The organism is Roseiconus lacunae, assembly GCF_008312935.1.
Taxonomy (GTDB): domain Bacteria; phylum Planctomycetota; class Planctomycetia; order Pirellulales; family Pirellulaceae; genus Stieleria; species Stieleria lacunae.
In genome coordinates this window covers 153,316-178,800 of sequence record NZ_VSZO01000010.1, presented here as the reverse complement: position 1 = coordinate 178,800, position 25,485 = coordinate 153,316, and the positions used below count along the sequence as shown (strand labels likewise).

Sequence of the window (25,485 nt, the reverse complement as noted above, 5' to 3'; positions counted from 1 at the left end):
AAGGAATGGGGAGGGGGGAAGAACGCAGCGAGGCGAACCGGTTGGACAGCGCCTCCAGGCCTGGCTGATCACACGCGTCGTCACGTGTTCTCTGCGCTGGGCCTCATAAAGGCTCGGTTGGCGATCGATTGAACGCAGCCTTTAAGGCAACCGCCGAACTCGCAGTTTCCGAAATTGAATCGGCGACCCTTCGCTTTCCAAACAAAGATGACCGTTCGCCGGCGTTACGCCGTTGCCTCCGGAAACTTCTTCGCCGTTGACCCATAAGCGAACTTCACCGTTGATTGCCCGTATGTAGTAATGGTTCCATTCGCCGTGTCCATTGCACAGATGCTTACGTGGAAAGCTACGTGAACCGTTCGGCGAGGTTGGCGGGAACGGCTTGAACGGCTTACGGACTCCGAAGAGATCGCCGTTGGTACCAAACCAGTCAGTGCTTTTTCCTAACGCCTTCATCTTGTCTGTGTAGCCATGATCGAGCATCTGCACCTCGACACCATCGGGTAGTCCAGGCTTGCCTTCGGCACGTAACTCGGCGAGTGCTTCGGGTGAAACCCAGGCAAACATTCCCGAGTTGCCGGCGGGCTTCTCGTGCATCCATTCGATGACCGCTTCGAAGTTCACAAATTGCTCCTTCGTGGCGATCACGCTGATCGGCAGCCCGGTGCAGTGCAATACGCCGTCTTTCCATGACCACGTGTTTTCGTCGCTATTAACAGGAGCGAAGTCATTTTCGGTCAACGATTCCCACCCGGGGGCTTCGTCATCGATGAAAGCACGAACGGCAGACGATTGAGCATCAGCCGATCCGGGGAACATGCAACCGAGTGCAAAACCAGCAAGCAAGATAGTAATAGGTAACTTCATCGAAAGGCTTCAGGTGGGCAAAGGTAGGCAGAGACCGATTTTGGGGCGACAACAACCGTCCGGCGGGCGACACACTAAACCGATGCGACGCGTTGGAATTGAAGCTGTCTTTCCTGCTTCATCTTCCCGTACGCGGAAGAAATATCGATCTCACCTCCAACAATGGAATTTCAAAATGCGTCGGCGAGGGATCGCGTGAATAAAGCGAAAAGGCGTTCTTGACCACCAGACGCTGGCGATCGGTCCGGGGTCGTGGACGTGTCGTCACCCCAACTGGTCCGCTATCTTAATCGATCTGCAGACCAACGACTCGCCTCTGCAGATGACTCGTTCGCAACCTCCTCGCATCACGTGCGTCAGTTTGTCGGGGCATCTTCCCCCTGACTTTGGTCGCCAGATCAATTTCATCGCGAGATTGATACGCGAGCGCATCAAATCGCTCTTTACGCTCGTCGGTGCCTTTTGCTTTACTGCGATCGAAAAATCACCCAAATTGCGTGCGCGAGTGAGTCGAATGGAATCGCTTACGAAACCGAACCACCCTGAAACGTCGGTCATTATGACGACGTTTCGATCGCCCAAGTATCTGTTCCAGGTCTTGTGGGGATTTGCCAACCAGACCTATCGCGACTTCGAGATCGTGGTCGGCGAAGATGGGCAGACCGACGAAACTCGCGAAGTCATCGATGTCTTTCGCAACAAATCCAACCTGTCGATCCAGTACGTCACTCAGGAACACGAGGGATTCGGAAAAACTCGTATCCTCAATCGTGCGATTGATTCTGCCCACGGTGATTACTTGATCTTCACCGATGGCGACTGCGTTCCCCACGCCACCTTTGTCGAAACGCATCTTCAGTCGGCAACTCACGGACGATTCCTCTCCGGTGGTTGCTTTCGACTCGATCGTGACGTCACCGATCAAATCCTTGACCAGAAGCTCGAACTCGATCAGTTTACCAACATGCGATGGCTCAAAAATCACGGCCACCGTGTGTCATCCAAGTGGCTTTGGGTCGTCCGACATCCTGCGATCGCGCGTTTTCTAGATGTCGCGACCACGACGCGTCCCACGTTTAACGGGCACAACTCGTCCGCCTGGAAAGACGACATCGTTTACGCCAACGGATTCAATCTCGAGATGCGGTACGGCGGCTTGGACCGTGAATTGGGCGAGCGGCTGGAAAACGCCGGAGTGCTGGGCATGCAAATTCGCCATCGCGCGATTTGCTATCACCTTGAACATGAACGTGGTTATGTGACCAAGGAAGACTGGCAGCGGAATCACAACATCCGCAAGCTTGTCCGCCGCCGAGGCCTGACTCGGGCCGAGCAAGGCCTGGAGCAAATTCGCACGAGCGCCGCCTAACGTCTCGGCTAGACAAACTTGAAATCCCAACCGCAGCGTTCGGCATTTCAAGCGAGCGAATCTACCGAGCGAATTGAAACTCTCGGCGGCCGGTTGAGTTGATCAACGGCAAGCAAAACAGCTTACTTGCCACCGACCACATTCAGCGCCGAGTTCATTTCTTCGGTCGCGGCACGGACCGCGTCTTGCCATTTGGCGTCGCCAAATTTGTCCGCAAACTCGGGACGCTTGTGAGCAAAAATTAGATGTCGCGAGCTATTGACCACCGCGCCCAAGCCTCCGTCTAAGAATCCCGCTTTCACGTCGTCGGCGGCTCCACCCTGGGCCCCGAATCCGGGGATCAGTATCCAACTGTGCGGCATCGCTTGCCGTAACTCGGCGAGTTCTTCCGGGTACGTCGCCCCGACAACGGCTCCGATCGGGCCAAAGCCGTGGCTGTCGAGTCGATCGGCGTTGATTCCCGTCACCAGTTCAGCCACCCGAGCGTACACGGTCTGGCCATCGGTTTCGCGGTTTTGTAGCAAGCCACCGCCAGGGTTGGAGGTCTTGACTAAAACAAAAATCCCCGCAGCTCGCTTTTCGCAGACTTCGACAAACGGTTCGATGCTGTCCCGCCCCAAGTAGGGACTTACCGTCAGCGAATCACTCTGCCAAGGACTGTCGGCCCCAAGATAGGCGTCTGCATAGGCCGTTGCGGTACTGCCGATGTCATTGCGTTTGCCATCCAGGATGACCAGCAAATCTTTTTCGCGAGCATAGGCGACGACTTGGCCAAGCGAAATCATGCCGGCCGGTCCGAGCTGTTCGAAGAACGCCGCTTGCGGTTTGACACAAGGAACGATCCCCGCGACAGCATCAATGATCTCCATACAGAATTGCGTGTAAGCCGCCGCCCATTCGTCTGGGCGATCGTTTACAACGGCCTCTCGGATGGGGGCCGGCAAGGACGCTTTGCGGGGATCGAGACCGACGCAGGTCACGGATTTTGTTTTCTGGACGGCTTGAACGAGACGTGTGGCAAAAGACATGTCGGAACGTCGGATCAATCGAGGAAGCGAGCAACCTGGCCCGGAAACATCGGGACCAACGATTTGCCAATTGTGCCATCATCTTATGGTCCCGATAACCTGACGCGATCAGAAATCCGGCCGTCGCCCACCGGGCACCATCTCGCCCTCATGGGGGTGACGTGGCGTTTTTACTATTTGCCGACCATGTTTCACGACGTGTCAATGTGTTTCACACCCCTCACAAACGTCTGATCGTGACGGTTAAACCGGTCGCACGATGCCACGGACGTCCGATCGATGGGGTTGGACGGGTCATCGGGAAGTCGCACGGCCCTGACGGCCGAATACTCCAGTGATACCAGTTGTAGCCGTTCGTCCGATCCCCTGTCGTGTTTTCGATCGTGAGCCAAGTCAACCTTCCATCGGCAAGTCAGCGATCCGGCCCACGTCGCCGTCCGATCGACGCGATAATGCACGGTTTCTGGAATGCGTGCGAGCAACTGGGAACGTTTGGGATCAACGTCGCAACCCAAATTGCCGATGTCGCCGCAGTGCTGTCCGGCACCGTCTTTCTGGCTTGTCGCCCCAGCAGTTGGACGCCCCCGGTCCGCAACGTTTTTTCCCGTCAGATGTTGTTCACGTCGGTCGATTCGATCCCAGCCGCGATGCGATTCGCCGCCGTCGTCGGGGTGATGGGAATCGTCCAAGCGGTCATGTGGATTGACGCGGCGGGCTTGTCACCTTCTGAAGTCGCACCGATCTTATGGCGGTCGGTGGTTCGCGAGATCGCGCCGCTATTGGCTTGCTTGGTCGTGATCGGTCGAAGTGGCATCGCGATCAGCGCCGAACTGGCAACGATGCATGCCGACGGTGAAATCGAAGTCATCGATTCGCAGGGCATTGACCCGATGACATATTTGGTGATGCCACGTGTGGTCTCGGTGATGATCAGCGTCTTTTGTTTGGCGATCATCACCGCGGTCACGATCATGGTCACCGGCTATTTGATCGGTTCGTCCGTCGGCGCGATCCGAGTCACTTGGAATGAATTCTACGGCGAGGTATCACGTAATTTCGAACGCGGTGACCTCGTGTTCTTCACCTCAAAAACGCTGGTCGCCGGCGGGTTCGCGGGCGTCATCTGTTGTTTGGAAGGCGTTCGCTCAAGCGGTCGCCTGACCGATGTTCCACGCGTCGCCAGCCGTGCGGGAATCCGAGCCTTGACGGCGATCTTCGCGATCTCTGCGATCTTATCGGTGTTGTTCTACGAAAAGCTTCTCGTCTTCAAGTTCGGGTAGCCCAGTGGTCGCATCAGCAACATCAACCCAAAGCTCTGTCGCAACCCTCCAGTTCCGCGACGTGACCTTTCGTGGCGCCAGTGAAACCTCGATCGGCATGAACCGATTTAGCGCAGAAATCTATCCGGGTGACTTCGTCCAAGTGCCGCTACGACAACACCACGATCCACGCGACATCGTGTCAGCGATGCTGGGACTTTACCCACCCGAAAGCGGCGAGATTTGCTTTCTGGGACAACCATGGTCGACCAGCGATTACAAACGCCAGTTTCTGATGCGAAGTCAGATCGGACGCGTCTTTGCCGGAACCGGTTGGATCAAAAGCTTAACCGTCTGGGACAATGTTCTCCTCGCGATGCGTCACCACGGTGTCCCAGAATCGTTTGCCCGTCAGCAAGTGCGTCAGTGGAGCGAGCGTCTTTCTGGCCCTCGCGCCGGCGCGGTCCGTCAAGCGATGCGCAATCGCCCGGGATTTGTTGAACCGTCGATCTTGCAGGTCTGTCAATGGATTCGTGCGGTGAGTAATCATCCCAAACTGCTGATTCTTGAACGCCCTCTGCACTATGTGATCGAAGGATTGCACGAGGAAATCGTCTCGGTCATCGATGAATTTCGCTCCGCCGGCGCCGCCATCCTGGTGTTCTCTGAACCGGATCGCCAAGAGGACTATCGCTTTGTCCGTTCGGTCCGCCGCTGGACGATTGTTGGCAAGACAATTTTACGCGACGAGGAGACGGCGTGATGAACGAACCAATTCGCTTGCGTTATGCCAACAAAATCGTCGGCCTTTTCCTCATGGCCGTCTTAATCCTATGCGTCGTAGTTTCGGTGCGATTGATCACGCGTATCGCGATTCGCAAAGATCGATTCTTTATCGAAGTCACCGAAGACATCGCCAGTCAACTTCGGACCGGGACAGAAGTCTTGATCCTGGGACGAACGGTCGGTGAAGTCGACGAATTGAACTATGTCGACGGCAGTAACCTTGTCCGTATCACACTCGCCATCGATTCGCGACAAAGCGATTTGATCACCGATCAATCACAAGTCGAGCTCGACCGAAAGTACGGCATCGGTCCCCCGGTCATCCGAATCGCACGGGCATCGGATCTGCCACCACTGGGACCGGACAGCATTGCCAAGCCGATCGAACCGGGCGAGTCGATTCCATACTTCAAACAGGATGACGATCAGGTCGAAAACACCGCGATCAACGTTCAGGAAGCAAGCCAAGCGGTTGCCGGGGCCGCCGACAGAATCAGCGACTCGCTGCAACAGACGATCGACCCAACCTTTCGCGCCGGGGAAGAAACGTTTGACTCAGTCCGGGAAACCAGCGAGGCAGTTCGTCCCGAAGCCGTTCAGACATTAGCCCAGCTTCGTGCAACAACCGCCCAGCTCGAAGACGAAATTACCAAGCTCACTCGCCGTGTCGATCAATTAGTCGACACCGAAATCCGCCAAACCATCGCCGACATCAACCGTTCGGCAATCGCGGCGACCGAAGCGGCCCATAGCGTTCGTGATGTCGCGATGGGGATCGATGAAAATGCGGACAAGACGACCGCTGACATTGCCGAAACACTCGAAACGTTACGGCAAACGGCTCTGCGAATTCAAACGCTAACCGAAGAAACTCGCGACGTCGTGCGGATCGTCCGTAGTGAAGCGGACGACTTGCCCGGGACGACCGAACGGATTAACAACGCCGTCGATGACGCTCAAGATCTTGTCGGTGACATCAACGACCACTGGCTGCTTCGACGGTACCAAGATCGTCGATCGCAAAGCAAACAAGTGTCTCCTTCGTCGGTCCACGGTGGAGGAGTTCGTTGATGCGAGATCGATGGATCGACCACGCGGACCGCGGAAGGTTTTGTAGTTTCGCTGCCTGGGTGTGTCTCGTGTGCTGCGGCTTGCTTGCCACAGGATGCGCGACGGCCTCCAAACAAGTCGTCGTCGAAGACAAAACGCTTGATCGCTATGTGACCAACGCGCACGAAGCGTTTCATGAGGGCCGCGTTCAAGAAGCCGAAAAGAACTATCGCAAAGCCCTTCTCCGTGCCTGGGCAACCGACGATCCCTACGAATCCGGGACCGCTGCATACAATCTCGCCGCGTGCTTGGTTAGTCAATCAGAACTTGCGGCCGCTTCGGACTGGTTGGTCGATGCAAGAGTCGAGCTTTCTCGCGCCGGCGCCTCGGCCGGTAATACGTGGTTGCTGTCCGCCGAGATTGCGATGACCGAAGGTCGACTCGCTGACGCCGAGTGTTTTGTCAGCTATGCCTCGTCGACCCGTCCCCCTTGCGAAATCGTCGACACGTGCTGTCTGTGCGGGCCGTCGGAAGAGTGTTGCCGTGAAACGGACCGTGATTGCTGTGCCGCCAGCCTTCCCTGTTTAAGTAAAGATGTCGAGCAAGAGCGCGCGAAAGTCGAATGCCAGCAGGCCTATCAAGCGAGAATCGAACTCGCCCGGGCACGCATCGCGATCAAACAGATGATGGTTGACGAGGCCGAACGTCATTTGGGTTTGGCGTGCCGATTGGCCGAGCAGACATGTGACTTTTCGTTGCACGCCGATCGGCATGACGTGGCCGCAGAAATTCACGATGCCAAACAACAGTACTTGCAAGCGGGGGCTCATCGGGACCGAGAAGCGAAACTGTTGCGTTGTATCGGTCACTATCGTGCTATCCCGAATGTCTTAGTCGCCGCGTCTGATTCGTACGCATTCGCAGGCCGGTTCGACTTGGCGGTCGATCGCTTGATCCGGGCCGCAAGGATCGGCTACGCACGCTCTGAATTCCAGCGAGCCTGGGGGCTGGTCCGGCGGGCGAGTGAATGGGGAACCGCATGTGGCTGTGAAGCCGCCGAAATTCGACTCGCCTTGACGGCCAAACAAATCCGTGACGCGCTGCAAGATCAGATGCCCGAGCCGATGGATTCCGATCCCGCGATGATCACCGATCCGAGTGAGTCGCGGCAAGACGGCGTGAAATCACGGCCGAAACCTGAGTTTGAGCTTGAATTGCGAAGTCCTCAAGCAGTTCCACCCCCTCCGGCACAGTCGCCAGAGAGTTTCAGCCCGGAAAACCCCGAGCTAGACCTCAAAAGTTTGCTCGAAACACCAACGGGGGGCGAGAAAACGGCCGATCGCGCGTCGGCTCAGAAATGGCGGTTTAGAACTGCTGATTTGCCGTTGCCGATGATTGAGTGGACAGCTATGCTTGCCCCTCACAAAATCGCCATCGACGTCTTTTAGTGAGGCGTCATTGGCATCGGGATGTGGCTCAGCCTGGTTAGAGCGCAGCACTGGGGGTGCTGAGGTCGCAAGTTCGAATCTTGTCATCCCGACTTCAAATCAAAACAGCTCGTCACATCAATTTGCGACGAGCTGTTTCTCTTTGAATGGCAAGGGTTTACGCCAATATCGTGGCGTTGACTGCCAGTTCAACCGACTCCCTTATCAATTCCGAATCAGGTCGCTGCTTGCCGTAAGTTGATTGATTGCAAGACGTTGTCGAGTTCAAATCCCGTCGCCAGTCAACGCATTGGACACGTCTCACTTACAGCCAGTTCTTATAAATGACAGCACGCCTTACGGGCTGATACTTCGCGGATCTGTGCACTCCGAGCTGTTGTCAAGACCTCATCAGGCCATGCCGCGACTGACCAAGGCATTGCGTTTCTGGCTCAATAGGCTTTTCGCCCGACGCCAAGCTAATCGACACCACGATCTCCACAATCGACAGAAAGAAGTGGTCGCTATATCGAAACGACTCCGCAGTAAGCGTTTGGCTCAGATGTAAAGTTCTGCAGATCTGCGACTTCTGCCGAAATGGTGACGCTTCTACTGGCGGCGAGTCCTTCCGCTTTCGCAAGGCCTACGTGCGAGCTGTCTACCGCGTGCACATTTAATCCTATTGTCGCCAAAAGAAACGCGTTGCGTCCTTCGCCTTCTACAATTGACAGAACCGGGTTTGCCAGAAGGTTTGCATTGTTCGCAAGCAACGATTAGGGCTCCGTGCCGTAAGCAAAATCGGTTTCGGCAAACCTCGCGTTCCAGTCAGCCTGTGGCAAAGTAGCCCTCCTCTATTGACTGAAGCATAGCAGGGTTTTGGCGATGAACCTTGACGCACACTTCGTCTCGTAATAGCATAAGTTACATGAAACGAGATAGCAAGCTTTCCGGTGTGCTGCACATCTTGCTGCACATGGCGGAGTTAGAAGTACCGGTCACGTCCGAAGGCCTGTCGAAGATAATGGACACCAATCCAGTTGTGGTGCGTCGGTTGATGGCCGGGCTGCGTGAGCAGGGCTACGTGTGTAGCGAGAAGGGGCATGGGGGCGGTTGGACTGTGGCTTGTGATCCTACCCAGGTCACTTTGCTGGACATTTACGAGGCGGTCGGTAGCCCGTCACTTTTGGCGATCGGTAATCGCACCGAATCGCCCGGTTGCCTGGTGGAGCAATCCGTGAACGCGGCCCTGGGCAAGGCGTTTAACGAAGCGGAGAAACGATTGCTGCGGCGACTTGGCGAAGTGACCCTCGCTTCGCTGAGCGCCGATTGTCACAAACGACTCAAAGCCAAAGGCATCTCACTGAAGGCGAAACCGAATACACATGGCGTCTAACAAAGAACTGCAGCAAGCGGCGTTTCACGATCCGAAGGCGGTCGCACAGTACGCCGATTCGCCGCGACGAGCGGTGCCCGGATTCGAAGAAATGCAGCGAATGGCAACGTTGTTGCTGATTGAGCGAGTTGGCAGCGATGGTCGCATTCTCGTGGTAGGAGCTGGCGGCGGACTTGAGTTAAAAGTCTTTGCGGAGGCACAACCAGGCTGGACCTTTGATGGTGTCGATCCTTCACCGGCCATGCTGGATCTTGCGAGGCAGACCCTCGGTCCGCATGTTTCGCGAGTCGCACTGCACGAGGGAAAAATCGACGTTGCACCGGAGGGGCCGTTTGACGCAGCGACTTGTCTCTTGACCCTGCACTTTGCCGAACTCGAAGAGCGGCATCACATGCTGACCGCCATTAGAGGGCGACTTAAACCGAACGCCCCATTGATCACGCTCCAATTGAGTTTTCCCCAAACAGAAGGCGGGCGAAAGCTATGGCTTTCTCGCTACACGGCTTATGTGGTGAGTTCCGGTGTCGATCCGCAAAAAGCCTCGCGGGCAAGTGAGGCAATCGACTCAAATCTCACGATTCTCGATCCACAGCAAGATGAATCGCTGCTGCATGAAGCGGGGTTTACCGACGTTAGTTTGTTCTATGCCGGGTTGGCTTTCCGAGGGTGGGTGTCCTATGCGAGATGAAGAGGAATGAGAAATGGATCGACGAGAAATGATGACTGCCGTCGCTGCGACTGCCGGGACGGCGTTCCTGCCGCAGATCTCCGCTGCGCGGGACCGGAGCAAAGAAGGGATACAGTTCGACTACGAGGCGATCGTGGTGGGCGGTGGACCTGCGGGGTTGAGCGCGGCGTTGGTCCTGGGGCGGTGTTGCCGAAAGGTTCTGGTCTGTGATGCCGGCGAACATCGCAATCGCACCTCTCCTTCCGTCCACAGCTTCTTCTCGCGAGACGGAATCAGTCCGTCGGAGTTACTCAAAATCGGTCGGGACCAACTGAAACCATATGACGTGGCTTTTCATCAGTGTCGAATTGTCAGCGCCCGCCAACTCGACAAGGGGTTTCAAGTGCGGGCCGATTCTGGGAAGTCGTTTACGGCCAGCAAACTGATTCTTGCAACTGGGGTGAAAGACGATCTGCCCCACATTAATGGGCTTGCAGAGCTATGGGGAGCCGGCGTTTACCATTGCCCGTATTGCCATGGCTGGGAAGTTCGCGGTAAACCCTGGGCATACATGGCAGATCAAAAACTTGCTGTCGAATGGGGTATCGAACTAAAAGGTTGGACGGACAGTTTGACGTACTGTTCTGGCGGCAGTTCCAGTTTGACAAACGCCGAACGAGAGAGACTGCGTCAACACGGTATCGGAATTCGTGAACAGGCTATTGAACGAGTGACGGGCGAAGGCGGAAAAATCCGAGGCATCGATTTTTCCGACGGCGGAGTGCTGGATGTCGACGCGTTCTTTATTCGAGCTCCGATGATCCCTCGATCGTCACTTGCCAAACAGCTCGGTTGCAAGCTCGTTTTCGTACCAGGAGTGTTCAGCGACACGGCAGAGACAGATCCCTACGGTGCCACTTCCGTAGCCGGCGTTTATGTCGTCGGCGACGCGTCCGTTGGTGCTCCCCAAGTCGCTACGGCAGTCACCGACGGTGCCATGGCAGCGATCATGTTGAACAAATCGCTATTCCAGGAAGCCCCCGCGCATTCCAGCAAATGACGGCGAACAATAAGCGATCAAACTCTTACGAACATTAATACAGCCATTGGGAATTTGATGCAAGCGCGGATGAAGAATCCAATGTTGGTGGTCCCCGACGTCATGCCAGGTCTTGTGAGCTGGTGAAGGCAACGAAGCAATCCGACGCGGTACCTCAAACAACGTTGAATCTTGTCAACCTGCGAATCAGCTAAATCAACGGGAGTAGCGTTTGCTTGGACATGCACACTCGCGAGGATCGAAAAGGAACGGAATCGGACCATCGACTGTTTGCTCTTGCCGCTTGGCGCGAAGCTCCCTGTTTCAGCGACTCGGAGCGAGCTGCACTCGCGCTCGCCGAAGCGGTGACTCGTATGTCCGATCGGACCAATCCGGTACCTGATGAAATATGGAACGAATCCGCACGTCGCTTCGACGAACAGGCACTCGCGACTCTGATCCTGAAAATTGGCATGGTCGAATTCGGCAACCGAGTCAACGCTACCACGAAACAAATCGTGGGTGAGTGTGGTTGTGAATGACGCGGTGCAAGGCTCTGCGGTTTGATGGTCTCGTTTCAAGACCCACTTCACCCGGAAATTCGTGCTGATGAAAGCTATCGCAATTCAAGCGTTTCTCTTCGCCATTCTGTTCAGCTGTGCTGGGTGTAGCACACAACAGGATTCCTCAGTGGTCAGTGCGGATACCGAATCGTCGACCTCGATAAGCGAACCACACCAAGCTCAGAACGACGAAGCTATGCAAAGCAAGGAACACCAAGACAAAGGCCACCATCACGCGTTTGCCGACCCAGAAAGCCTTGCGGCGAGGTGGAATGATCCATCTCGGGACGTCTCGGGATGAATGGCAGCACCCGGAGGAAATTGTTGCCGCGTTGAAGCTTGAAGCGGGACAAACCGTCGCCGACATAGAAGCAGGAACAGGCTACATGGTTGCTCACTTGAGTGAAGCCGTTGGCGGAAATGGAACTGTTATTGCGATCGACGCCGAAGCCGCAATGATCGAGTACTTGGCGAATCACTTACCGGAGCTCGGGCCAGCGCATATTGTTACTCAGAAAGTCGACTTTCATGACCCTGAGTTGAAACCCGAGAGTGTTCATGGTGTCCTCACCCTCGACACATGGCATCACATGTCAGAGCGGGAGGCTTACGCCCGGAAAGTGTACGACGGTCTAAGAAAAGGGGAGCGATTCGCCATTACACCTGCTATTAAAACCCCCATCCCCTTTTTTTGTTCCATCAGGTGGATCGAGCGAATAATCAAGTCGTACTTCTCTGTCAGCGTTGCGGATCGGAACCTGGCGAGGGAAACGTGAAGACGAAATTCGGACTCGCGTTTCTTGCGATCAAACCGTTTAATCTCATTGAACAGGTCATTCTGTGCAGCCTTAGAAAGGATGATGGGGATGACATTCAACTTCGTGACGCCCGATCCATAGTCGTTGGACTTCAAGATGCGATTCACGTCCTTCTCAATCTGTGCCCACACGATTCGATAATCATCGTAGACCTTGGCATCACACTCACCGCTCATCCAGAACTTCATGTTTCAACCCAACTTGCGTGTGCGATCTAGACGATCTCAATGATCTGCGGTTTGACCTTTCGATCGTAGGGATTACCAGGGACGATGATGACATCCATCGGAAATGGCCACTTAGTGGATCGCAAAATCGGCTCGCAAACCTGAAACGCTTCTTGTGCATCCGGGCACACGATGTTGATCGAGAAACCTTGCTCGCCGGGATCAACTGATGAAACGGTACCCATGAAGCCGCCGGTGTCCGCACCGAGCTTGGAGAATGCTGACTTGATCTTGTCAGCGAGAGCAAACGCGTTGCGATACTGCTCTTCAGTCGGTTCGTCGTAATCTTTCGGCTCGTCACTGATTGTCAGCTTGATTTCGACACTCTGGCCACGAAGTTCCGCTAGTTTTCCCTCTCGTTTTCGCTTCCGGCTCAGTTGGCGATCGATGTCATCCCAAGACTCGTCGGCAGCGTAGGGCCAAATCTTGGCGAAGTGCAGGCCATTCAAACCTGCGTCTTCGGCACGAGTCTTAAATTGATCGCTCACTACGACCATGGGGGGATACTCGCGGACTCGGAAGATCGCGTGATCACCGAGTAGTGACTCGTTAAATATGAAGTGTTTGATTCCAAACGCGGTTTCTTTGCTGCTGCCAGGATCGCCCAAACTAGCGTTGGAACGCTCTCGATCAAGTGCATCGGACACAACCTGAATGTTGAAGGCAAAGTACTCGCCGATTGGAGTCAACAAAGGCAGCAGCTCTCCGCACGGTTCGAGCAGATCTCTCAGCACTGCAACCGCGCGGGCACTGAAAGCCGGCTTGTTGTCGACGGTTGGGTAATCGCAAAATCCAGCAACATCGCCGATCACCTTTTGCGGTTCCCACACATCAGCGAGCTTATGCGGATTCCAATCCAGCTTGCCGGCGTTGTCACTGTCAAAATCTTTGGACAGATGCGGGTTGCCAAAATACGATGGCGCATCTTCCGGAAAGCTGAACTGCGAAAACCGGGGATCATCGTATTCAAACTTAAGCGAAAAAAGTTCTTGTGGCATGCGAGCAATATTCTAGATAGTGAAGGTCAAGCAATAAGTCATTGGAGAGATCAAAATGACACGAGCGGAGCGCGCCCTTCCTCAACTCCGTTCGGGAGCCCGTGTTTTTCAACTTGCTCTATCAAAGCAGCAAAGCCTTTGTCTCGTTGGAGAATTATCTCCTCAGCGTAGAGAGGAAACAACTGGTAGAGCTTCACCGTAGTGCCATTCGACAAAACGCAACGATGCTGTTCGTTTTGGGGGGCGGCAAATAACCAGCCGGCGAATCGTGTTTGTTCGCAAAATGATTTTGGCGGATCTTCGTTGGAGAGAACGCCAAAGTCGCCACGGAGCTGCACCTGGTTATTCATGATGCGGCGTGCGAGTTCTCGCATGCAAACAACTGGCCAAGCATCAGTGGGATTCGAGGAAAGACCAGACGCGGACGAGAAAGCCGGTCCCAGCTCTAGATAGAATTCATCGCAAAAAAGGTACGCGGACTCTTTTGCTGCCCAGCGGGATGTTGATGGAACAGTTCACGGTGGAAAACGATCGGCACCGTTTCTCCTATCCCTTGTCGCTTTCGCTAATCTTTGAGGCCGCTTTGGACGACTCAAGTGTGCGGCGATTGTCTTCCGGGCTTAAGCCATCAATGCGGATACGACATGCAGGACAATGTCGACAGCAAAATGCGCTAAGACTGCGGCGAGCAGGCTCCGCCGCCAATACAGGTAACCAAACAGGATACCCACGACTGTGTTGCCCGCCATCGTTGCCATGATTCCAATGCCATTGGCCGCACCGTGGGAAGCCAACTGAGGTAGGTGGATGGCCGCGAACGCGATCGCAGAAATCACGACTGACACCCATCCGACGGACTGCGATACTTCTCGGCTGCCAATGACCCACAGGAAGCCCCAAGCGAGAATCGTCAACACACCGAGACGCAGCCAGACCTCCTCCGCGACCGCCGCGCCGATCGATACGAAAAGCCCACCTAGCACACCGCGATGTCCCAATGCCGGTAGCTCTGGCGGCAAAAATGGTAATGCAAAATAGCGAAGCAACAGCAACAGGGTACCGAGACTAAGCCCGAGTGAAATCGATAGTTTGGCATCCGTGACGAGCCACCTTCCTGATCCGGGGTCTCGGTTGAGAAGGCTTGTTAGCAGTGGCGCGCCAAGGCCGATACGCTGCCCGAGGGAAAGCCCCGTGATTGCCAACGGTACTGTGATCAAACTCAACACCAAAGCACTCGGAACTAGTACCGTCAGGAAACGACCGTCGTAGGTGCAGGCCAAACTGCAGAGCTGCGTTACCAATGTCGCGACGACAACCACAACAAGAGGCAACATGATCGAAGGTGGTGTCGTTGTCGGTTGTGGTCGTTCGGGTTGCTCGTGATGCATGTCGTCGACTGTGGCAAGGAAAGTGATTGGCTAGGTCTGATGGCCTGCAACAAAACCAGTCACGTTCTTTCGCCGGCCAGGGCGCGAGGTGTCAGAGCTTTTTTTAGGGCCGACACGCACTTGAACAATACGGACGGGCGGGGGCGTCAGTTGACGACTCGCCTCGGATTGGGAGTCGTCTTCTGCTGCCCCAATTAGCTTTTTGGGTCAAAAAAGAGTCCTGACACCTTTTTGGGGAAAGTTGGTTTTTTGGGGCGGTAACCGCTTGACGATTTTGGTTTTGTTGCTTGAATACCGCGCGAGGCAAAATGACATTTTGCCGGCTCGGCGTGCCAGTCTTTCGGGCGAGTGAGTTGTTGCTCCATTTTTGAAAAATGATGTTGCAACAGCACCCCAAAAGTCGAAGACTGACACTGGTTTTCAATCGCGGTTTGTGACGCCAACTCTCGATGGTAGCGGCACAGCCGAGGCAGGACGGTCCGTAGCGAGATCAGCCCACACCAATGCCGGTACGTCGCCATACCGTAAGGCTCTTTAGATCCCCCAAGGTCAACGCGTTGTCGCTGCATGATTGCGGTCAGATGACAGCTTAAGAAAGGTCGGCCAACAGCCCTCGAGGCTGCTTTGTTTGTCGTTTCTTTTACCAACAATGGAGAGGATCCCCCTTGATCCAACTACAGGGTGTTGCGCGCACCGCATTCGTTCGTGAAGCTCGTGCGGTTCTTGATTTTGACTTGGCTCGACAACTCGCTTTCGAGTACGGGACACCACTTCTGGTCGTCTCTAAATCCAAACTGATCGACACCTATCATGCGATGCGTCAAGCGTTGCCAGGCGTAGACTTGTACTACGCCGCAAAATCAAATTGCGACTTGAACATTCTTTCGACGCTGTGCGCCGAAAACGCCTTCGTCGATATTTGCTCCGAGGGCGAACTGGACGCCGCGTTGGCGGCCGGTTTCACCCCAGACCGAATGCTGCACACCCATCCCTGTAAGACCGACCGAAACCTGTTGCGTTGCTACGACGCGGGCGTCCGTTGGTTTGTGTTTGACAACTCTTTCGAGGCCGAAAAGATCGCCCGACTGGCCCCCGATGCCTCGCTGCTGATGCGACTGGCCGTTTCGGGGAACTCGAGCATGATCAACCTGTCGTCTAAATTCGGTGCACCACTCGAAGACGCCCTTGAAATCCTGCAGTGCGCCCGCCAGTTGGGATTGAATGTGCGTGGGTTTTCGTTTCATGTCGGCAGCCAATGCATCGACCCCGAAGACTACCGGTCAGTCCTACGATCGGTCCGTGGGTTCTGGGATCAGGCTGCTGAACTGGGCTTCGGTTTGGAAATCCTGGACATCGGTGGCGGTTTCCCGGCTCCCTACTTGGAAAACGCACCCACGATGGACTCGTTCGGCTTCGTCGTTTCCGAAGGCTTGCGCGAATCATTTGGCGACCTACCGATTCGGTTGATCGCCGAACCTGGTCGTGGCTTGAGTGCCGAGTGCACCACGTTAATCACCCGCGTGATCGGCAAAAGTACTCGATGGGGAACGCCTTGGTACATCATCGACGACGGGTTGTACGGTAGCTTCTCGGGCAAGGTATTCGACCACGCAGACTTTCCACTGATTGTCGAAAACGCATGGGATCGCGGTGCCGAAGCCTGTGTCATTGCCGGACCGACTTGCGATTCCAGCGATGTGGTTAGCCGTGACCAATACCTCCCGGTTCTCGAAGTCGGTGAACTATTGCTTGTGCCCTCAATGGGGGCATACGCAGGTGCCAGCGCCAGCCCCTTTAACGGGTTGCCGGTCGCCCGCACGATCCAAATCGATTGACGTCACTCGTCATAATTCGTCAACGTCATAGGGTTTAATGCTCACTATCGCAGTACTGCTTTATCTTGCACTGACCATCGGGATCGGTTTGTATGCCTCTCGGTTGGTGGGAGATTCCAAGGACTTCATGATCGCCGGTAGATCCCTACCGCTTTACATGAATTTCACCTGCGTGTTTGCGACTTGGTTTGGCGCGGAAACCGTGTTGTCGGTTTCGGCGACTTTCGCGAATGAGGGTCTCTCGGCGATCCCGGGAGATCCGTTCGGATTTTCAGTTTGCTTAGTACTGGTCGCGATTCTGTTTGCCAAGTATTTTTACCGTCTGAACTTGCTGACGATCGGTGATTACTACCGCTTGCGCTATGGCAAGCGGGTCGAAATTCTGACCTCTGCGGTGATCGCATTTTCCTATCTGGGGTGGGCGGCGGCGCAGTTCACGGCGTTCGGATTGGTGCTTTCAGTGCTCGGAAAATCCGCCGGTGCGACTTGGATGACACTGAAAGTTGGCATCGTGGTGGGGGCGGTCGTTGTGGTGATCTACACGGCACTCGGTGGGATGTGGTCGGTTGCGCTAACGGACATGATCCAAACCGTTGTGATCGTCATCGGCTTGCTGATCGTCGCATTCCTGGTCGCTAATTTGGCAGGCGGTTTCACACCGGTTTTCGAATCCGCGCGTCACGCTGGTAAGCTGCAACTGTTCCCACAAGGCGGTACTCGCGAGTGGTTCGCCTATGTCGCTGGCTTTTTGACGGCGGCACTTGGCTCGATCCCGCAACAAGATGTCTTTCAACGCGTCACCAGTGCTAAGGACGAACGGACGGCGGTGCGCGGCACGTTGTTGGGGGGCTCGTTCTACTTTGTCTTCGCCTTCGTGCCGATGTTTATCGCATACGCCGCGACCGTGATCGATCCTGCGTTCATGGAGCGTTTTGCAAGCGACGACGAACGTGAGATCCAACGGACGCTGCCAGATCTGGTACTGACGACGATGCCGTTCTGGGCTCAGGCGATCTTCATGGGGGCTCTGGTATCAGCGATCCTCTCGACGGCCAGCGGTACGTTGCTGGCACCCGCGAACTTGCTCGTCGAAAATGTTTTGCGATCCTCGCGGAGGAAGCTGTCGGAAAAATCCATTCTGTTATCGTTGCGAATTGTGGTGGTGCTGTTCGCTATCATTGTGACGGTGCAGGCAATTGCCAGCAGCAAAACGATGTACGAAATGGTGCAAGCGGCCTACAGCATCGTGCTTGCCGGGGCACTCGTCCCGCTCGTATTTGGAATCTACTGGAAGCAGGCGACGACGCAAGGCGCACTGATGGCGATCGTGCTTGGCGTCATGGTTTGGGCTGTGATGTGCTTTGGTTTCGGCGACGAATTCATCGTCCCTTCGCAGTTGTGTGGATTGGCAGCCAGCGTGCTTGGCATGATCATCGGATCGATCGCCCCACAGTGGGTCAGCGACAAGCAGCTACAGCCCGCTGCGAGGGCTGAATCGTTCGTCGGTAATTGATTCGCATTGCGAAATGCGAATCGCCACAGCTAGTTACGCCCTGGTTTCGCGAGCCGCGGCTTTGTCGCCTGCTGCCTTGCATTCAACGGGGTCATACTTAGCTTCGAGCTGGTTGAGTGAATCTTGAATTCGAACCCGGTAGTCCTCGATTGATTCGTTCTCGTCGGGGATCAAGGGCTCGCCGAAGTAGGCATCCACACAGCTGAACGGCCATGGGATTTGCATTCGATCCCAGGTGCCAGCTAATACGATTCGCTTCCTTGGTACCATTGCCACATTGACGACCGCCGCCCCCGATTGCCTAGACAACACGGTGATGCCTTTACGGACGTGGTTACGTGGCCCGCGTGGGCCGTCGACGGCCAGAACAACGGGTGAGTCGATCGCGACATATTTGACCAACTGATCGAGTGCCTCCCGGCCGCCTTTTCGGCGACCGGTCCGTTGGCTTGAGCCACGAATCGCTTTGATCCGCAACAGGCGATATGCGGGGATCAGCAATTGCCCATCCTCGGACTGAGACACCATCGCCGCGGTACGAGGCTCGCGATTGATCGCAGCCGCGACCGAGTGGGCATGAAGAATTGAAAAGGCGTATGCCTGGCCACGCTCTCGCAATTGTCCGCGTGGATCGTTGTGTACTTTCACACGGCACGTCAAACGCAACCCCAACATGACGAACCCCAACATCCAAGATTGAACGGTTAGCAGGAGCGTCATGTAGTTTCCGTTAAAAGCTCGTCGGTTTATCTGGCACTAGAGTGTATTGCCATCCGAGAGTTTTCAAAGGCGTCGAAATCAAATCTCCCCAATAGACGGGGGGTGATGGTGGTGTGTTGGTCGTCTCCTCTTGTTCAGCAGGCATGCCAAAGTTTGCGAACTGTCTGACGTCGTCGCAGTCAATTTCGACAGGAGACGCACTGATTGAAATCTCCGCTCAATTTTCTACACACAATCGCTTGGTCGAGTGATTGGTTTGCCCCCGTGCGTAACCAAAACTACGAATCAAGCTCGATACGAACGCTGTGATGCAGCTTTCCCAGACGGTCGATCCATTTCGCTTCGAGCGTGGGCCGATCGCCGGTCGCGTCGACGGCCACTGTCAAAAACATGTTCTTGAGTGGTTCGCCCCAGAGAAGATCTGGGTGCTCGACATTCAGTGACGGGATGACTCGATCGTGCAATGGACTGATGATGAACTGGTGCAAATCGTATCCGATTCGATCTTTCATCGGATACTTGAGGTGACGCGATACATGGATATCGCCTCCGATCAAGACCACACCACCGATGCGATGCTCTCCGATGAAGTCGAAGATGGCTTCTCGTTCGTGTGCATACGTTTGCCAATCGTCCTTTTCGCTGTTTCGTTTGTCGTCCCAGATCATTCCGGTCGCAAGCAACTTGAACGGAGCCGTCGACGACTTTAAGCCTTCGCAGAGCCACTGCCATTGCTGTTTGCCAAGACAGGTTGGTTTATCGGGATCAACGGGGCTGGGTTCTGTTTGTGAAAAATATCGTGGGTCAATCATGAACACTTCGACGGGACCACGGCGAAACTTGGTATAGACGCCATGCTCGCCATCGCCAAATTGCTTCTGAGCCCGATACTCGGTGAATGCTTGGCGGATCAGGTGCTTCGCGGCAATCGTCCCATCGGTGTCGTTGCCACCGAAATCATGGTCATCCCACGTGCCCCAAATTGGCGTCGATGCCCCGATCATCGCAAGAGTCGGGATCGATAAAAATTCGCGATGCCGCAATCGATTGACCGATAGAGTTTTGTTGTCAATGTAGGGTGTATCCCCCAACAGCATCAGACCATCGATGTCGTTCGCCGCAATCTGAGTCCAGACATCAAAAAAGTCCGTGCTCGAAGCACAGGACCCCATGGCGAGAACGGTCCGCGATGGGTGCTTCGGTTGCGGTGCGGTATGAATACGCTGATGCTTCGCCCGCGCGACCGCTTGCCCCTTTTGAGTGATCGAGTATGTGTATTCGGCATCGGCTTCCAAACCATCGAATTGCCATGTGACGCAGTGGTCATTTTCAGGCAACGCGTTTGCCTTCGCCGAAACGCTTGCTTTTGATTGAGTGTTTGTAAGCGTTGCAACGAACTCACCATCCGAAATTGGCCGATACCAGATGATCGCCGTCTCGTGATCGACGTGCCCCAAAATGGGACCCACTGGGTTTCCTTCGGATTCGGCGGCAACGGCTTGCCGGGGCCGGGTTGCCAACAGCGGTGTCGCCGCGGCCCCGACCACAAGAGCTTCCCGTCGAGTCAGTTCTTTGCCGGCGCCGGCATTCTTCGAGTTCTTTGAACGCATCCCCTTCCCCTCGCAATACCACAATCAGTTCATGAGTCAATGTTGAGCTGGCAGTCTACTTTGGCAGAGGGTCACAGGTAGCCCAAAGCGTCATCCTTCATCGAGGGTTCACGAATTAGACGCGACCAAGAAGGACTACCTGCCGCTGGGAGGCGACGAATGTCCGCACAGATCCTTGCCGCGTCTTAGCTGACCAAGTCGCCGGCTCGTACCATCCCGGTGCGAAACGCGATCGCTTTTCTGTCACCGAACAAGAAGTCGCCCAACTTTTCCATGATCGCGTCCCGATCCCGCTCTTGAAAGTTGACTTCGGCCAAGGCATCGACGTAGCGACGAAACGTCGGCGTGATACGCTTCCCGGTTTTTTGGCGATAGAACCCTAGCTGGTGCCATGAAAACTCTGGCCGGTACCCAAATGCACACAGCCCGATCAGCTCTCGCGCGAAAACCCGCGGATTTCCATCATCATCATTGAAGAACATCCCGGTGTTCATTTGAAAGAACTCTTTCCAAGCCTGCTTGCATTCATCGATGTCGAATTGCGAACGCAGCACGGCATAACGGGTCACCTTTTTTCCATGCCGTGCCTCCCAATCGGCGCGTTCGTTTTGGGTGAGTGCGAGTTTAAAGACCTGACCGAAGGTCGCAGCTCCGATGATCAAGGTGTCGTTTAAAATCGGGCTCCATTTTTTTTCACTCAGGATGCTACCGATCTTGGTCACGGGTGTCGCTCGTACTCGTCTATTTCGAGACAGAAGATAGCGTTGCTTTGCGGCGGCATCACGACGCAAGAATTCTTGCCTGACGATTTTTCGTGTCGCCTCGTCTTGGATTCCGTTGGCGGCGGTGACACCAAACGATCGAACCAATTGCGAATCGGTTCGGATTTCGGTTCCACCCAAAAGAGTCAGCTCGAGAGCGTTTGATGCGGTCGCGGCGTAAAGCTTGTACGCCGCATTGATCAACGTCGTTAGTATTTCTTCTTGGGTCCAATCTTCGAAGTTAGCAAACCATGCGTTGTGGCGTCGGTAATCGGTTTTCAGTCTGTCGGTGAATTGTCGGACGAATTCGTTACGCGATAACATGGCGATCTCGATTATGTTGTGGACGAGGGACGATTTTATGGACGACCGCACCAGAGCGATGAATCGGCATTTCGGTGTTGTACCAACGCAGTGCAGATTCACGAACGCAGTGCTCGTCTGGCTATTTGGCACCGGTTTCCTATACTGAGTCCGGGTGCCGGCGGTCTTCTTGACAGGTACTTCCGGGAGATTTCCGAAACCTAATGGCGATTCTCTCGTTTTTTTAAAATTCGTTTCCGGACGGCTGACGTGAGCGAAGAATTCGACCTTTCCACCAGTGCAACGCTTCTCGGGCAACTGCGGTCAAGGCCCGAAGATTCCGCGGCATGGCGTCGATTCGAAGCCCGATACGCCCCATTGGTTTCCGCCTGGTGCCGTCGGTGGGGGATGCAATGTTCCGATGCCGATGACGTTGTCCAAGAAGTCCTGCTGGCTTTTTCGCGGCAAGCAGCCTCATTTGAGTACGACACCCAGCTCAGTTTTCGTGGTTTTTTGCGCACCATTGCCCGGCGTGCTTGGGCAGACCTGCTAACCAAGAGGCAGCGTCAAGCCATCGCAACCGGTGACACCGTTGTCCATCAGTTACTCGAACAGCATGGCGATGGCGATCAATTCGCCGAGCAATTAGAGGCTGAGTGGAAACGCGAACTGCTGGAAAAAGCAATGCTGCGGGTCCGCGATCGCGTCCAGCCGAAAACATGGCAGGCGTTCGAAGAGCTCACACGCAATGGACGATCCGGCGAACAGGTTGCCGAACTCTTAGAAATGAAAGTCGGTGCCATCTGGGTGGCGAAAAGCAAAGTCAAGAAGATGCTGCAGGAGGAGGTCGCGATCCTGGAACAAGCCGAACTCTTGCCGCCTCGCCGATGATGGCCGACTGCCCCAACGAAGATTCGCTGCGATTGCTGCTCGGCGGCAACCGTGACCCAGCGTGCGACGATCCGAGCGATGAATTGATCGAGCATGTCGGCGAGTGTGAGGCATGCCAAGAGCGTCTCGAAAGATTAGCCGACGTTGGTGTCGCCGAGGACGATCGATTGGAAACATTGTTAGGCGACGTCGACCTCGCTTGGCCGACCGACGCGTTCGGCAAAGACCTCAGTTTCGATCTCGACCCGCTCGCCGAGCAAACGAAGCCTGATCGATTTCAGGCCGACTGCTACGACGAACCGACGTTGGCCCAAACTCAAGACATGAGCTCAAGACCGACCGTCGGAGCTGCAAAGAGCAAACCCAAGGGCGATGCGTTTGTCGGCGAGTTCGGTGACTACGAGTTGCTACGTCAAATCGGTGCCGGCGGTATGGGGCTCGTCTTTAAGGCTCGCCAAAAAAGTGCGAACCGTATCGTGGCGTTGAAACTAATCCGCCCCGATCAGCTTTCGATATTGACACCGGAGCGTGCCGAGACGTGGAAGAAACGGTTCCGAGCCGAAGCCCAAGCGGCGGCGCGTTTGGACCATGATCATGTTGTGACGATTTATGACGTCGGCGAAGTCGACGGCACGTTGTATTTTTCGATGCAATTCATCGATGGCCCCAGCCTTTCGTCGGTCGTTCAAAAGAGCCCGATCGAAAACCGGCGAGTGGCCGCGTTGATGGCCAAAGTCGCTTTTGCGGTCGATCATGCCCATCAAAATGGAATTTTGCACCGCGACCTGAAACCTCAAAACATCCTGCTACGCGAAAGCCGAGAATCGTCGTTTTCAGATGCTGCTACGGTTGTATCTTCAAACACATTCGATCCAGGCCTGCACGGTCGAGATTCCGTAGCAAGAAGCCCAACCGACCGCCGAGGTGTCGACCGAGCTGCCGATTTTTCTGAACGGCCCTATGTCGCCGACTTTGGTTTGGCAAAGGCGACGGACGAAGGGATCGCCAGCAGCACGCATACGGGCGAGGTCATGGGGTCGCCATCATTCATGTCGCCCGAGCAAGCCCAGGACGCGTCGCGGTGCACAAAGTCAAGTGACATCTATAGTCTTGGGGCGACCTTGTATTTTTGTCTCACCGGTCGGCCGCCCTTTCGATCTGCATCTGCGATCGAAACACTGCGTCAAGTCATCGACGAAGATCCCGTCGAACCGCGCGAGTTAAACCGAGCCATCGATGCCGACCTGCAAACGATCACGCTTAAGGCGCTTTCAAAAGAACCTTCCAAACGGTACCCATCCGCCGCCGACTTGGCAGACGATTTAAACCGCTATTTGCGGGGTGAACCGATTCTTGCCCGACCGGTCGGACGGATCGAAAGGTCGATTCGTTGGTGCCGCAGGAATCCGGTCGTAGCATCGCTGGCAAGCGGTATCGCGTTGCTCCTCATTTTGGTCGCAACGATCTCGCTGTTGTCATCGATGCGCCTTCGGCAACACGTTCGACGCGAAAGCGAAGCTCGTGCGGAAGCAGAAGAGTTCTTTTCGGTATCACTCAACGTGATCCATGACATGGTCACCAGCTATGCCAGCGACTCGCTCGAGCACGTCCCACAAATGCAAACGGCGCGTCGTGATCTGCTTTTGCGTGCCCTGTCACTTTACAAACGTTTGTCACAATCGCGGCCCAGCAATCCACAACTGTGGAGTCAGTATGCCCGGACGCGATACCGGATCGCGCTCCTGCACAGTTTACTAGGTGAAACTCAACAAGCCGAAAATGCGTTTGCTGACACCATCGAAGTACTCGAATCGTTGATCGATGAGTCTCCCGGTGACATTGAATTAAAGGCCCAATGGGCACGATCTCACACCATGCTGGGAGAAACACTCCGCATCACGGCCGCCGATGACGCCCGCAAGCACTTTGATCTTGGGCTTGCGTTACAAACCAAGCTTCACCGGCAATTTCCGGCCAATACCGACTACAAGTTAGAACGCAGCCGAACGCTCAATAACCTTGGTCTACTCCTCACGCAAACCGGTGAATTTTCCCTTGCCGAAGTCAATTTCAATGCGGCAATCGAGCTTTTGAAAGAGCTGGCCGAAGACGGATCGATTCAGGTTGAGGATCGATCAAGTTTTCTGGCCGACCTGGCGCGGTCTCAGATCAACCTGGGGGTTCTACTTCGAAAGCTCCCCGATCGAGTCAAGGACGCGCGTCGGTCTTACATGCGGGCGATCAAAAACCTGGAGAGTACACTTACCCTTCAGCCCGACAATCGAGACCGCCAATTTCGATTGGCTGTCGCCGAGGTCGATCTGGGGAACTTACTGCTTACCGAATCTGATAGTGAAAAAGAACTTGCGCTCACGTATGCAAACGACGCGTCGGATCGGTTCGCCAAGCTGATCGACGAATTTCCCGGAATACCGATTTACCACTATGAGTCTGCGAATGCGGCGAACAGTGCTGCCGGAGCTCTCGCAATGCTCGGGCGTCGGCAGCAGTCGATGTCTCGGTTTCAAACGGCGATCGATCGGCTGAAAATCATGACCGACGAGTTTCCCGAATTTACCGAGACCGAAGCACGCGTTCATAGTCTACGAGGACGATTGCTAGGCGGAATCGGGTTCTTGCATTCACAACAAGGTGACTGGGAGACCGCTAAGGAGTTCGTCGATCAAGCGATCGCCAGTCAGCGAGCCGCACTTCTTCGGCAACCCAAGAATCCGGAGATCCAGGAATTTCTGGAGCAACACTTGGGCTTCGAAAAGTCAGTCTCGGAAAGGCTGAACGATTGACGCAATGATGCCGATAACAAGACTGTGTACTCGATTGTCCGTCGAGTAACACATCTGTCGTCTCGGTTGCAGATGTTTTGGGGAAGTACTCAGGACTTGCGTTTTTCCTCGACACTGTCCCGCTGGTGGGAACATAAAGTGTCTTGAACGCGATTCCACCCGAGACCTG

23 protein-coding genes, 1 tRNA gene and 1 pseudogene are annotated in these 25,485 nt (G+C 55.1%); 15 read left to right on the top strand and 10 right to left on the bottom strand.

The window, feature by feature from the left end; translation table 11 throughout:
* Positions 1 to 141: 141 nt before the first annotated feature.
* Positions 142 to 867 (bottom strand): 3-keto-disaccharide hydrolase, encoded by a 726-nt coding sequence (locus FYC48_RS14715; protein WP_149497480.1) that lies wholly within the window; start codon positions 865 to 867, stop codon positions 142 to 144.
* Between the two features lie 514 nt (positions 868 to 1,381).
* Between FYC48_RS14715 and FYC48_RS14710 the strand changes: the two genes are divergently transcribed.
* On the top strand, positions 1,382 to 2,236 hold the full coding sequence (locus FYC48_RS14710; protein WP_160149534.1) for a glycosyltransferase: 855 nt from the start codon (positions 1,382 to 1,384) through the stop codon (positions 2,234 to 2,236).
* 122 nt (positions 2,237 to 2,358) lie between these two features.
* Here the strand turns inward: FYC48_RS14710 and pyrF are convergent, their stop codons facing one another.
* Positions 2,359 to 3,264, bottom strand: a complete 906-nt coding sequence (gene pyrF / locus FYC48_RS14705) for an orotidine-5'-phosphate decarboxylase (protein ID WP_149497478.1) — start codon at positions 3,262 to 3,264, stop codon at positions 2,359 to 2,361.
* A 371-nt stretch (positions 3,265 to 3,635) separates the two neighbouring features.
* On the opposite strand from pyrF, the gene FYC48_RS14700 reads away from it, so the two are divergent.
* From FYC48_RS14700 to FYC48_RS14655, 10 genes and pseudogenes are all read left to right on the top strand, one after another.
* Positions 3,636 to 4,544: an ABC transporter permease gene (locus FYC48_RS14700; protein ID WP_149497477.1), complete on the top strand. Its 909-nt coding sequence runs from the start codon at positions 3,636 to 3,638 to the stop codon at positions 4,542 to 4,544.
* A 97-nt stretch (positions 4,545 to 4,641) separates the two neighbouring features.
* Positions 4,642 to 5,286: an ATP-binding cassette domain-containing protein gene (locus tag FYC48_RS14695; RefSeq protein WP_149497476.1), complete on the top strand. Its 645-nt coding sequence runs from the start codon at positions 4,642 to 4,644 to the stop codon at positions 5,284 to 5,286.
* The gene (locus FYC48_RS14690; RefSeq protein ID WP_149497475.1) at positions 5,286 to 6,380 is read left to right on the top strand and encodes an MlaD family protein; all 1,095 of its coding nucleotides are present in this window, start codon (positions 5,286 to 5,288) and stop codon (positions 6,378 to 6,380) included. Before FYC48_RS14695 ends, FYC48_RS14690 begins: the two co-directional genes overlap by 1 nt.
* Positions 6,380 to 7,807, top strand: coding sequence for a hypothetical protein (locus FYC48_RS14685; RefSeq protein ID WP_149497474.1), 1,428 nt, complete (start codon positions 6,380 to 6,382; stop codon positions 7,805 to 7,807). Before FYC48_RS14690 ends, FYC48_RS14685 begins: the two co-directional genes overlap by 1 nt.
* 17 nt (positions 7,808 to 7,824) lie before the next feature.
* Positions 7,825 to 7,899: transfer RNA gene (locus FYC48_RS14680), tRNA-Pro, on the top strand.
* Between the two features lie 812 nt (positions 7,900 to 8,711).
* Positions 8,712 to 9,179: an Rrf2 family transcriptional regulator gene (locus tag FYC48_RS14675; RefSeq protein WP_149497473.1), complete on the top strand. Its 468-nt coding sequence runs from the start codon at positions 8,712 to 8,714 to the stop codon at positions 9,177 to 9,179.
* On the top strand, positions 9,169 to 9,867 hold the full coding sequence (locus tag FYC48_RS14670; RefSeq protein ID WP_149497472.1) for a class I SAM-dependent methyltransferase: 699 nt from the start codon (positions 9,169 to 9,171) through the stop codon (positions 9,865 to 9,867). Before FYC48_RS14675 ends, FYC48_RS14670 begins: the two co-directional genes overlap by 11 nt.
* 13 nt (positions 9,868 to 9,880) lie before the next feature.
* Positions 9,881 to 10,906: an NAD(P)/FAD-dependent oxidoreductase gene (locus FYC48_RS14665; RefSeq protein WP_149497471.1), complete on the top strand. Its 1,026-nt coding sequence runs from the start codon at positions 9,881 to 9,883 to the stop codon at positions 10,904 to 10,906.
* A gap of 194 nt (positions 10,907 to 11,100) precedes the next feature.
* Positions 11,101 to 11,427, top strand: coding sequence for a carboxymuconolactone decarboxylase family protein (locus FYC48_RS28160; RefSeq protein ID WP_261345071.1), 327 nt, complete (start codon positions 11,101 to 11,103; stop codon positions 11,425 to 11,427).
* A gap of 293 nt (positions 11,428 to 11,720) precedes the next feature.
* Positions 11,721 to 12,098 (top strand): annotated as a pseudogene (locus FYC48_RS14655) (class I SAM-dependent methyltransferase); the annotation flags it as partial.
* Here FYC48_RS14655 and FYC48_RS28820 read toward each other — a convergent pair.
* From FYC48_RS28820 to FYC48_RS14630, 5 genes are all read right to left on the bottom strand, one after another.
* Positions 12,056 to 12,442, bottom strand: coding sequence for an Imm44 family immunity protein (locus FYC48_RS28820; protein WP_390622134.1), 387 nt, complete (start codon positions 12,440 to 12,442; stop codon positions 12,056 to 12,058). The pseudogene FYC48_RS14655 and the gene FYC48_RS28820 overlap by 43 nt on opposite strands.
* A gap of 38 nt (positions 12,443 to 12,480) precedes the next feature.
* Positions 12,481 to 13,491, bottom strand: coding sequence for an imm11 family protein (locus FYC48_RS14645; RefSeq protein WP_149497469.1), 1,011 nt, complete (start codon positions 13,489 to 13,491; stop codon positions 12,481 to 12,483).
* Positions 13,492 to 13,541: 50 nt separating this feature from the next.
* Complete coding sequence (locus FYC48_RS14640; RefSeq protein WP_261345070.1) at positions 13,542 to 13,934, bottom strand: suppressor of fused domain protein; 393 nt, start codon at positions 13,932 to 13,934, stop codon at positions 13,542 to 13,544.
* Between the two features lie 177 nt (positions 13,935 to 14,111).
* Entirely contained in the window at positions 14,112 to 14,879 is a 768-nt protein-coding gene (locus FYC48_RS14635; protein WP_149497467.1) for a CPBP family intramembrane glutamic endopeptidase, read from the bottom strand.
* A 194-nt stretch (positions 14,880 to 15,073) separates the two neighbouring features.
* Positions 15,074 to 15,322 carry a hypothetical protein gene (locus tag FYC48_RS14630; RefSeq protein WP_149497466.1) on the bottom strand — a complete coding sequence of 83 codons (249 nt, stop codon included), beginning with the start codon at positions 15,320 to 15,322 and terminating at the stop codon, positions 15,074 to 15,076.
* A 222-nt stretch (positions 15,323 to 15,544) separates the two neighbouring features.
* Here FYC48_RS14630 and FYC48_RS14625 point away from each other — a divergent pair, with 222 nt between their 5' ends.
* Positions 15,545 to 16,714, top strand: a complete 1,170-nt coding sequence (locus FYC48_RS14625) for a type III PLP-dependent enzyme (RefSeq protein WP_160149533.1) — start codon at positions 15,545 to 15,547, stop codon at positions 16,712 to 16,714.
* Between the two features lie 37 nt (positions 16,715 to 16,751).
* A complete protein-coding gene (locus FYC48_RS14620; protein ID WP_149497465.1) occupies positions 16,752 to 18,227 on the top strand; it encodes a sodium:solute symporter family protein in 1,476 nt (491 codons plus the stop codon).
* Positions 18,228 to 18,260: 33 nt separating this feature from the next.
* Here the strand turns inward: FYC48_RS14620 and FYC48_RS14615 are convergent, their stop codons facing one another.
* The 3 genes from FYC48_RS14615 to FYC48_RS14605 all read right to left on the bottom strand — a co-directional run bounded on the left by FYC48_RS14615 (position 18,261) and on the right by FYC48_RS14605 (position 21,642).
* The gene (locus tag FYC48_RS14615; RefSeq protein ID WP_149497464.1) at positions 18,261 to 18,947 is read right to left on the bottom strand and encodes a DUF374 domain-containing protein; all 687 of its coding nucleotides are present in this window, start codon (positions 18,945 to 18,947) and stop codon (positions 18,261 to 18,263) included.
* Between the two features lie 278 nt (positions 18,948 to 19,225).
* Positions 19,226 to 20,557, bottom strand: coding sequence for an alkaline phosphatase D family protein (locus FYC48_RS14610; RefSeq protein ID WP_149497463.1), 1,332 nt, complete (start codon positions 20,555 to 20,557; stop codon positions 19,226 to 19,228).
* A 185-nt stretch (positions 20,558 to 20,742) separates the two neighbouring features.
* The gene (locus FYC48_RS14605; RefSeq protein ID WP_149497462.1) at positions 20,743 to 21,642 is read right to left on the bottom strand and encodes a hypothetical protein; all 900 of its coding nucleotides are present in this window, start codon (positions 21,640 to 21,642) and stop codon (positions 20,743 to 20,745) included.
* 249 nt (positions 21,643 to 21,891) lie between these two features.
* On the opposite strand from FYC48_RS14605, the gene FYC48_RS14600 reads away from it, so the two are divergent.
* The gene (locus FYC48_RS14600) at positions 21,892 to 22,512 is read left to right on the top strand and encodes an RNA polymerase sigma factor (RefSeq protein ID WP_160149532.1); all 621 of its coding nucleotides are present in this window, start codon (positions 21,892 to 21,894) and stop codon (positions 22,510 to 22,512) included.
* Entirely contained in the window at positions 22,509 to 25,316 is a 2,808-nt protein-coding gene (locus FYC48_RS14595) for a serine/threonine-protein kinase (protein WP_149497460.1), read from the top strand. Before FYC48_RS14600 ends, FYC48_RS14595 begins: the two co-directional genes overlap by 4 nt.
* Positions 25,317 to 25,485 lie beyond the last annotated feature (169 nt).

Excerpts from the sequence above, each read along its gene's own strand:
- FYC48_RS14715 (WP_149497480.1), bottom strand. The coding sequence starts at position 867 with ATGAAGTTACCTATTACTATCTTGCTTGCTGGTTTTGCACTCGGTTGC.
- FYC48_RS14710 (WP_160149534.1), top strand. The coding sequence starts at position 1,382 with ATGGAATCGCTTACGAAACCGAACCACCCTGAAACGTCGGTCATTATG.
- pyrF (WP_149497478.1), bottom strand. The coding sequence starts at position 3,264 with ATGTCTTTTGCCACACGTCTCGTTCAAGCCGTCCAGAAAACAAAATCC.
- FYC48_RS14695 (WP_149497476.1), top strand. The coding sequence starts at position 4,642 with ATGAACCGATTTAGCGCAGAAATCTATCCGGGTGACTTCGTCCAAGTG.
- FYC48_RS14690 (WP_149497475.1), top strand. The coding sequence starts at position 5,286 with ATGAACGAACCAATTCGCTTGCGTTATGCCAACAAAATCGTCGGCCTT.
- FYC48_RS14685 (WP_149497474.1), top strand. The coding sequence starts at position 6,380 with ATGCGAGATCGATGGATCGACCACGCGGACCGCGGAAGGTTTTGTAGT.
- FYC48_RS14675 (WP_149497473.1), top strand. The coding sequence starts at position 8,712 with ATGAAACGAGATAGCAAGCTTTCCGGTGTGCTGCACATCTTGCTGCAC.
- FYC48_RS14670 (WP_149497472.1), top strand. The coding sequence starts at position 9,169 with ATGGCGTCTAACAAAGAACTGCAGCAAGCGGCGTTTCACGATCCGAAG.
- FYC48_RS14665 (WP_149497471.1), top strand. The coding sequence starts at position 9,881 with ATGGATCGACGAGAAATGATGACTGCCGTCGCTGCGACTGCCGGGACG.
- FYC48_RS28820 (WP_390622134.1), bottom strand. The coding sequence starts at position 12,442 with ATGAGCGGTGAGTGTGATGCCAAGGTCTACGATGATTATCGAATCGTG.
- FYC48_RS14645 (WP_149497469.1), bottom strand. The coding sequence starts at position 13,491 with ATGCCACAAGAACTTTTTTCGCTTAAGTTTGAATACGATGATCCCCGG.
- FYC48_RS14635 (WP_149497467.1), bottom strand. The coding sequence starts at position 14,879 with ATGCATCACGAGCAACCCGAACGACCACAACCGACAACGACACCACCT.
- FYC48_RS14620 (WP_149497465.1), top strand. The coding sequence starts at position 16,752 with ATGCTCACTATCGCAGTACTGCTTTATCTTGCACTGACCATCGGGATC.
- FYC48_RS14615 (WP_149497464.1), bottom strand. The coding sequence starts at position 18,947 with ATGACGCTCCTGCTAACCGTTCAATCTTGGATGTTGGGGTTCGTCATG.
- FYC48_RS14610 (WP_149497463.1), bottom strand. The coding sequence starts at position 20,557 with ATGCGTTCAAAGAACTCGAAGAATGCCGGCGCCGGCAAAGAACTGACT.
- FYC48_RS14605 (WP_149497462.1), bottom strand. The coding sequence starts at position 21,642 with ATGTTATCGCGTAACGAATTCGTCCGACAATTCACCGACAGACTGAAA.
- FYC48_RS14595 (WP_149497460.1), top strand. The coding sequence starts at position 22,509 with ATGATGGCCGACTGCCCCAACGAAGATTCGCTGCGATTGCTGCTCGGC.